General features: G+C 72.8%; 10 protein-coding genes. All 10 read right to left on the reverse strand.

Annotation, left to right across the window (positions count from 1 at the left end; genetic code table 11):
- Positions 1 to 128: 128 nt before the first annotated feature.
- Entirely contained in the window at positions 129 to 2,126 is a 1,998-nt protein-coding gene (locus BH719_RS09785) for a hypothetical protein (RefSeq protein WP_009743033.1), read from the reverse strand.
- A 61-nt stretch (positions 2,127 to 2,187) separates the two neighbouring features.
- Entirely contained in the window at positions 2,188 to 3,183 is a 996-nt protein-coding gene (thiL, locus tag BH719_RS01845; RefSeq protein ID WP_009743034.1) for a thiamine-phosphate kinase, read from the reverse strand.
- A gap of 5 nt (positions 3,184 to 3,188) precedes the next feature.
- Complete coding sequence (locus BH719_RS01850; protein WP_009743035.1) at positions 3,189 to 4,052, reverse strand: TrmH family RNA methyltransferase; 864 nt, start codon at positions 4,050 to 4,052, stop codon at positions 3,189 to 3,191.
- A 32-nt stretch (positions 4,053 to 4,084) separates the two neighbouring features.
- A complete protein-coding gene (gene rplT, locus BH719_RS01855) occupies positions 4,085 to 4,465 on the reverse strand; it encodes a 50S ribosomal protein L20 (RefSeq protein WP_009743036.1) in 381 nt (126 codons plus the stop codon).
- 25 nt (positions 4,466 to 4,490) lie between these two features.
- Positions 4,491 to 4,685, reverse strand: coding sequence for a 50S ribosomal protein L35 (rpmI, locus tag BH719_RS01860; RefSeq protein ID WP_005871559.1), 195 nt, complete (start codon positions 4,683 to 4,685; stop codon positions 4,491 to 4,493).
- Between the two features lie 39 nt (positions 4,686 to 4,724).
- A complete protein-coding gene (gene infC / locus BH719_RS01865; protein ID WP_005871548.1) occupies positions 4,725 to 5,393 on the reverse strand; it encodes a translation initiation factor IF-3 in 669 nt (222 codons plus the stop codon).
- A gap of 249 nt (positions 5,394 to 5,642) precedes the next feature.
- The gene (locus BH719_RS01870) at positions 5,643 to 6,107 is read right to left on the reverse strand and encodes a hypothetical protein (RefSeq protein WP_034255142.1); all 465 of its coding nucleotides are present in this window, start codon (positions 6,105 to 6,107) and stop codon (positions 5,643 to 5,645) included.
- Complete coding sequence (locus tag BH719_RS01875; protein WP_034255508.1) at positions 6,107 to 6,301, reverse strand: helix-turn-helix transcriptional regulator; 195 nt, start codon at positions 6,299 to 6,301, stop codon at positions 6,107 to 6,109. The genes BH719_RS01870 and BH719_RS01875 overlap by 1 nt, the downstream gene beginning before the upstream one ends.
- A gap of 49 nt (positions 6,302 to 6,350) precedes the next feature.
- Positions 6,351 to 7,556 (reverse strand): MFS transporter, encoded by a 1,206-nt coding sequence (locus BH719_RS01880; RefSeq protein ID WP_009743038.1) that lies wholly within the window; start codon positions 7,554 to 7,556, stop codon positions 6,351 to 6,353.
- A 45-nt stretch (positions 7,557 to 7,601) separates the two neighbouring features.
- A partial coding sequence (locus BH719_RS01885) for an SseB family protein (RefSeq protein WP_034255143.1) occupies positions 7,602 to 8,317 on the reverse strand: 716 nt, incomplete at its 5' end.

Consider the following 8,317-nt stretch of genomic DNA (forward strand, 5'->3'; position numbering starts at 1 on the left):
CGGCGCAGACTGGCCCTGCGGGCCGTAGCCGCGCTGCGGGGCCATGGGCCGCCCCGTCGGCTGCCCCGCTTGCGCGGGGCGGCCGATCGGAGTGAAGCCCTGACCGCCTCCAGGGTTGATCGGAGTGGTCATCGCTGCTGGCCGTCCGTGTTCTCACCGGACCCGGGGGCCGGCGGCATCTGCGCCTGGGCCGGATCCGCGCCGTAGCCCTGAGAGGCCTGGTAGTACTGCTGCTGCGGGACTTCCGGCGTCGGAGCCGTCGGCGGCACCTGGGACTCGGGGGGCATCCCCACCTGCGCGATGTCGGCGGTCGGCGCGACGTCCGCGGAGGAGCCCTCCAGCTGCGATTCGACTCGGGAGGCCCCACCGCCCTGGGGGTACTGGCCGGGCTGCGCGTACTGCTGGGGCTGCCCGCCCTGCGGGTACTGGGCAGGCTGCCCGCCCGCGGGGTACTGCCCCTGCTGGGGGTACTGCTGCTGCCCGCCCTGCGGGTACTGGCCCGGCTGGCCGTACTGCTGCCCGCCCTGTGGGGCCTGGTCCTGCTGCGCGTACTGGCCGGGCTGCGCGTACTGCTGGGGCTGCCCGCCCTGGGGGTACTGGCCCTGCTGCGGGTACTGGCCGGGCTGGCCGTACTGCTGCTGGCCGGGCTGCGCGTACTGCTGGGGCTGCCCGCCCTGCGGGTACTGGCCGGGCTGGCCGTACTGCTGCTGGCCGGGCTGCGCGTACTGGTTGGCAGCGGGCGCCACGTAGGCCTCCGGGCTCGCCAACCACGCGGCGGCCGCCTGTCGGCCGGCGCACAGACTGAGCAGGCCGGGCGAGCTGGTGCCGAACTGCTTCGGCGTGACCTCGGCCAGAACGGACACTACGCCTGCCGCGAGGGCGATGACGAGGGGGCTCCACCCCGCCATGCCCGTAGCGCCGCCAGCAGTCCCAGTGGCATTGATGTTGAAGAGCAGCAGGCCGACGAGCATGATGACCAGCACCGCCACAGGCAGCTGCCATGTGCGGCTCCACACGGGGGCAGAGGTGCGCTGGCGCTGGACGCCGACGGACAGGGAGGCCGCGACGATGGTGAGGACGCCGACCAGGATGATCAGCGATCCCCAGCCGTTCCCGATGTCCCAGGCCATCGCGGCGCCGCCCGCACCGAAACCCCCGACGCTGCCTGATAACGCGAAACCGCCGAAGAAGGCGAGGCCGATGACGGCGATCACCAAGTTGGGGAGCAGCAGCAGGAGCAGGGGCACCATTGCGAACCGCTGGCTGCTGATCGCGTTGATCAGGATGACCACCAGGGTGAGGGCGCCGAAGACGGGCAGGAACACCCGGGCGGCCGCGCGGACCTCGACGAGCATCGGGGCGAGCGCCTTAGGGAGGATGCTGACCTGGGCGGCCTTCTGGCGGGCGGTGAAGCTCGACAGGCCGACGACCAGGAGGACGACCAGGAATGTGAAGAAGGAGGTGGCGCGCAGGCCACCCGAGCCGTCGCCCGCGGAGAAGAAAGCTGTGAGCAGCGTCATCACCAGTGCGACGAGGAGTCCCTCGACGAGGCTGCGCACCCCTGTGGGCACTGACTCGCGGATGGTGCCGTCCTCCCACACCCTCTTGTTCAGCACGAAGCGAAGGGCGACCGCCTCGACGACGATGACCGTCCAGGGAACCGCGATCGCCATCATGCCGTAGCTCGCGCCGAGGAAGGTGGTCGAAACGGACCACCCGGCCCCGGTGAAGGCGCCGATCCCCACCGGGATGAGCATGAAGGACCCGCCGGAGACGATACTGGCCAAGGAGATGTAGCCGATCAGCGACGCGGCCAGCCCCACGCCGAAGACGACGGCCAGCTCGAGGCAGAGCGTGGTCAGGCCCGCCGGGGAGAACAGGGTCTGCATCTGGTGCCCGACCGGGGTCTGGGCGCGCTGGGGCTGCTGGGGCGCGGCGCCGTAGGGCCCCTGGGCCTGCTGCTGGCCCGGGTAGGGCTGCCCCTGTCCCGGATACGCCTGTCCCTGCGCCGACTGGGCGGCGCCCGCCTGCGCGTAGGGCTGCTGCGGGGCGGGCCCGTACCCACCGGCCTGGCCGCCCTGTCCGCCGGGGTACGGCGCCTGGGGCGGATTCTGCGGGTCACTCATGAAGATCTCCTTGAATCTGCGTTATGGATGTTCCCACTGTGTCAGTACATCGACCGAATCGTCAACCGATTCCTGGTATCTGGTCAGACTCGTCCGCGCCGGAGCCCGCGAAATGGTCCCACGGCCCGAACACCTCCGCGCCGTCGAGTTGGATGTGCGGCTCCTCGCCGCCCCGGGGCGCCCGGGCGGCGCCCACGGCGCGGAAGCCGTCGGGCAGAGCGGTCCCAGGGGGGAAGGCCGCGAGGATCCCCTGGTCCTCGCCCCCGCCGACCACCCAGTCGAGGGGGTCCTTGCCGCACGCCGCGGCGGCGCCGACCAGGGCTTCCGCCTCGCGCCCCAGAGCGCGCCGGTCCAGTTCGATGACGACCCCGGAGGCGCGGGCCATGCGCCCGCCGTCCATGGCGAGCCCGTCGGACAGGTCCATCATCGCGCTCGCGCCTGCACTGGCGGCGGCCGGCCCCGCTTCGAGGGGCGGGCGCGGCGCGCAGTACGTCCGCACGAAAGGCGCCAGGGCCTCGGGCTCCCGCCCCGGGCGGACCACTCCCCCGCGCAGCAGGTCCAGCCCGGCGTAGGACCATCCGAGCGTCCCCGCCACGCCCACGGTGTCGCCGGGGCGCGCGCCGTCGCGCAGGACGGGACGGCCCTGGCAGTACCCGAAGGCGGTGACCGACAGGACGAGGCGGTCGCCGCCGGACAGGTCGCCGCCGACCACGCCCGCCCCCGCCTCGCGGGCCCGGTCCCCCAGGCCCCGCACCACATCGAGGAGCCAGTCGGCGTCGGCGTCCCTCGACACGGACACGGACACCACCAGCGCCGAGGCCCGGCCGCCTATTCCGGCGATGTCGGAGAGGTTCTGCGCGGCTGCGCGCGCGCCGATCTGGTAGGGCGTCGACCACCAGGAGTGGAAGTGGTGGTCCTCCACGATCACGTCGGTCGTCACCAGGAAGGAGCCCTCCGGGGCGGCGATCTGGGCGCAGTCGTCGCCAATGCCGACCAGAGTGCGCCCGCCGACGGGCAGCAGGGCGCGGAACGCCCTGATGAGCTGGGACTCGTCCATGTCCCTCAGTCGTGCCATCGCACCACCGTACCGGCGCGCGCCCCTCCGCGCCCGTCGACCGCGCCGTCCGGGCGCCCCGTGCCCCGGGCGCGCTGGGAGGCGTAGAGGCAGACCGCCGCCGCGGAGGCGACGTTGAGGGACTCGGCCAGCCCGGTCATCGGGATCGCGACCAGGAGGTCGCAGGCGGCCACCTCGTCGGCGTCCAGGCCGCGCGCCTCGTTGCCGAGCGCCCAGGCGTGGGGCCCGGCGAGGGCGCCTTCCTCCTCGACCGCCGGCAGGGGCACGGCGCGCGGGCCCCCCGATGTGCCCAGCACCCGCGCACCGCGGGCGTGGAGGGCGTCGACGGCGGCCCCGAAGGCCGGATGGGGAATGACGGGCAGGTGGAAGACCGAGCCGGCGCTGGCGCGGACCACCTTCGGACTGGTGACGTCCGCCGTGCCCGCCACGGTGAGCACTGCCCGGGCGCCCATGGCGTCGGCGGTGCGGATGATGGTGCCCACGTTCCCGGGGTCGCGCCCCTGGGCGATGATGACGTAAAAGCCCCCGTCCGCGGGCCACTCCCGCACGATGGCGTCGGCCGAGGCGACGGCGCACACCCCCTGGCAGTCGGCGCTGAGGGCGGCGGCGACCTCGTCGGTCACGGTGTGGACCCACCGCGTGGCGCTGCGGGCTGCTCCCGCGATACCGGGGTGGGCGAGGCGGGCCGCCGCGCTGATGTAGACGTCGCGGACGGAGGCGGGGCGGTGGACCAGGAGCTCGCGCACCGCCTGGGGCCCCTCGACCAGGACCGCCGACGCGCGCGAGCGCGCCGAGCGCCCGCTCAGGCCGGCAACCCTGCGCACCCTGTCGGAGCGTGGATTGTCGAGCACTGGCGGGCACCCGGAGGAGGGGGGCACCTGCGTCAGGCCCTGGGGGCGTTGACGTCGGCCGGCAGGGCTTCCTTGGCGACCTTGACGAGCGCCGTGAACGCGGCCGGCTCGTTGACGGCGAGCTCGGCCAGCATACGGCGGTCGACCTCGACGCCGGCCAGGTTCAGGCCCTGGATGAAGCGGTTGTAGGTGAGGCCCTCGGCGCGGGAGGCGGCGTTGATGCGCTGGATCCACAGGCGCCGGAAGTCGCCCTTGCGGGCCTTGCGGTCGCGGTAGGCGTAGACGAAGGAGTGGGTCACCTGCTCCTTGGCCTTGCGGTACATGCGCGAGCGCTGGCCGCGGTAGCCGGAGGCCTGCTCGAGGACGGTGCGGCGCTTCTTCTTCGCGTTGACAGAACGCTTGACACGTGCCATTTCTTCTACTCCTTACTCTGCCGCTTCACTTGCCCAGCAGCCGCTTGACGCGCTTGACGTCAGCGGTCTCGAGGACCTGGTCGGTGGCCAGACGGCGGGTCTTGCGGCTGGACTTGTGCTCCAGCAGGTGGCGGGCGCCGGCCTGCTCGCGCATGATCTTGCCCGAGCCGGTGGTGCGGAAGCGCTTCTTGGCACCGGAATGAGTCTTGTTCTTCGGCATTGTTCGTTCCTTCGTGAATGAGGCGACGGGCGTCGCCTATCAGTCCTTGTCCTCAGCGCGGAAGGAGGCGGCGCGGGCCTGGTCCTTGCTGGCGCGCTCCGCCCGCTTGCCGCGGCGCTCGGCGCGCTCGGCCTCGCGGCGCTTGCGCTGCTCGTTCAAGGCCTCGGCCTTGCGCTTGGTGGGGGCCAGGACCATCGTCATATTGCGCCCGTCCTGGCGCGGCATCGACTCGACGGTCGCCAGATCCCCGATCTCGTCGGCCAGGCGCCGCAGCAGGCGGACCCCGGCCTCGGGGCGGGACTGCTCCCGTCCGCGGAACATGATCATGACTTTGACCTTGTCGCCGGCGGAGAGGAAGCGCTCGACGTGCCCCTTCTTGACCGCGAAGTCGTGGTCGTCGATCTTGAGTCGGAAACGGATCTCCTTCAGCTGCGTGTTCGCCTGGTTGCGGCGGGCATCGCGAGCCTTCTGGGCGGCTTCGTACTTGTACTTGCCGTAGTCCATGAGTTTTGCGACGGGCGGCTTGGCGTTCGGCGCAACCTCAACGAGGTCGAGCCCGGCCTCCTCGGCCAGGCGCAGGGCGTCCTCCACTCGGACGACGCCGACCTGTTCCCCGCCGGGCCCCACGAGGCGGACCTCGGGGACTCGGATTCGCTCGTTGATGCGAGTCTCGCTGATGGGTGGCTCCTTCCACGGATTGTTTCGCATAACGAAGAACCTCCGTTACGCTGCGCGCACGGAGGTACCCACTACCGATGGCGCGCCGGGGCCCGCCGTCGAACCCGATCCCCTCACCGGCCCCGTGGGCCGTGTCCCGGCGGTCCCCTCATCCGGGGCGCCGGGCGGGGATCCAGGTGGGATTCCTCCGCTTGCATTCCGGGCGTGAACCCGGACGGTCAGATCCAAGGATAGCAAAAAGGGCGCTCCGGGGCGAAACCGCAGTGCCGATGCCCTTGGTCACACGTCCTCGGCGCCCCTGGCATCCGCCTGTCCGCGCGCCTCGCGACGCTCGGCGATGAATGTCACGACGCCGACGACGACCAGGAAGGCGCACACGGGCATCGTCGGGGCGCGCTCCAGGAACTCCGGCGACCCCCACAGCCTCCAGCCCTGCACGGCGGCGACCACCGCGCCGACCGCCGCCAGGAGGTACCCGAACCGCGCCCGGGAGGCCGGCCCGCCGCTGCCAAAGTACGCGCCTGTGCCCATCGCCCACACGACGAAGACCGTCATCCACACGGACGCCACGACGGACGCTTGGAGCAGCGCCGGGCCCCACGGCCCGAAGGCGTCGTTGACCGCGCCATTGACGAGGACGGTCGCCAGGACCCCGGCCAGGCAGGCGTTGGAGATCTTGCCGCGCAGCAGGACCTGACGCTCGTCGTACCCATTGTCCCCCACTGCCATAATCGACATCGTCATCACTCCCAGAAAAGATCATCGAGGGTCACGCCGAGCGCCCGGCATATCCGGACGCACAGCGCGATCGTCGGGTTGTAGTCACCGGATTCAACGGCGCTGATGGTCTGGCGTGTGACGCCGACTTGTTCGGCCAGACTGGCCTGGCTCAGGCCGCGACCCGCTCTCGCGGCCTTCATCCGCAGGTTCTTCGCCATCGCACCCCCTTCCAGTATGTCAATTATATACGACACTATGGCAAACATACTAGTCTTCCCATCGGGCGACGCCCATCGCGAATAGCGCGGGGACCAGGGCGCAGACGAGCAGTCCCGTCCGCAGACCGCCCCCGGGCAGGGACAGCAGCGCCGCGGGAGCGCCCAGCGCCGACGAGGCGGACGCCACCAGGGAGGCCGCGCTGGGCCCCACCGCTGCCCCCAGGTCCCCGCCGAGGGCGAGGAGCGCGAACATCGCCGCGCCCCCGGCGGGGAAACGGGCCGCCGTCAAGGAGAAGGCGCCCGGCCACATGAGGGCGACGAAAAGGCCCGTGCCCGCGCAGCCCAGCAGGGACAGCCACGCCCAGGGGGCCAGAGCCGCCAGGAGGTAGCACGCGCACGCGCCCGTCCCCGACGCCATCAGCAGGCGGCGCAGGTCGAAGCGCGCCCCGGCGGTGGCGTGCCAGGCGCGGGCCGCGCCCATGAGGAGGGCGAAGAGCCCCGGGCCGAAGACGTCGCCGACCTGCTTGGCCACCCCCGCGCCCTGCTGGGCGAAGAAGGACGACCACTGGCTCATCGTGAGCTCGGCGGCCCCGCCCGTCGCCATGAGCGCCAGGGCGAGCAGGAACGCGCCGGAGCGCCCCAGCTCGCGCAGCGGCGTGCGGTGCGCCCCGGGCACCGTCTCCGGCATGGGCGCGCGCGCCAGAACGATCCCGTTGGCGACCGGCACGCACGCCCAGGCGATGGGCAGCGCCGGCCACCACTGCTCCCCCACCACCGCCAGCGCCCCGGTGGTGACCAGGACGACCCCCAGCTGCCCCCAGCAGTAGAAGGAGTGGAGCAGGGCCATTCCCGCGGCCTTGGGGCGCGAGTCGTCGGGGATGTGCTCGACGACGGGGCTGACGACCACCTCGAGCAGTCCCCCGCCGACCGCGTAGACGACGACCGCGGCGCACAGGGCGGCGAAGGTGTGGGCGGCGAGCAGTGGGAGGACGCCCAGCGCGACCAGGCCGGCCGCGCTCAGGACGTGGGCCGCGACCATCGGGATCCTGTACCCGACGCGGTCCACGACCGCGGCCGCCACCATGTCCGTGGCCAGCTGCACGCCGAAGTTCAACGAGGCGAGCGCCCCCAGCTGGGCCAGGCCGATGCCGTAGCGCGAGGAGAAGACGACGAAGAGCAGCGGCGCGAGGTTGTTGACGATCGCCTGGACGACGTAGCCGACGTGGGAGGATCTGCGCGTCGTGGTCCAGTCCATGCCAGCTCCTGTGTGGTCGTCGGCGCCCGCGGCGGCGGGGCGCTCCTACTGGTGGGGCTCCGCGATCACGGGCACCAGCTCCACCCTATCGGCGGCGGCGACGAGGCGCGGGGTCCTGCCGATCTCGGCGAGGGCCTCCCCCACTGCCCCCCGCAGGTCCGGTCCGCCCCCGCAGGCGTCGATCACGGCGGTGACCCGGGTGGCCCCCTCCCCCGCGTAGGAGAGGCGCACGTCGGCCACACGCGGGCAGGCGCGGCGCGCGCGCTCGAGGAGGAGGGCGCGCAGTGCCCCGTCCCGCCAGGGCGGAAGCCACTGGTCCCCCTGGGCGAGGGCGGCCACCGCCGGCCTGGGCAGGAGCACGGAGGCGCCTCCGGGGTCCATGACGGCGCGCCCGCCGGTCTCGACCAGGGCGGCCAGGGCGACGGTGCGGAAATCCATGCCCATCGGCCGCGCCCCGGGCCTGTGGGCGGAAAGGGCGGCGGCGCTGGAGTACACGGCGATGGCGGGGCCCGCCGGAGTGGGCGCCCGCTCGAACGCGACGGGGCCGGTCAGAGCGCTGTTCCGGCCTTCCGCGTGGTGGCCGTCCGTGCCCGGGCCGGGCTCGACGGCGACGGGGACGACGACGCGCTCGTCCGCCAGGGCAGCGGCCAGTGCCTCCAGCCGCGCGGCGCCGTTGTCCGCGCCCTCCCCGAGCGCCAGGGCGGCCGAGGTCCTTTCCATGGCCTGGCCCGCGTCGGACCGGTCGCGGGCGGGCATCGCCA

This window comes from Pauljensenia hongkongensis (assembly GCF_001746855.1).
GTDB classification, from domain to species: Bacteria; Actinomycetota; Actinomycetes; order Actinomycetales; family Actinomycetaceae; genus Pauljensenia; species Pauljensenia hongkongensis.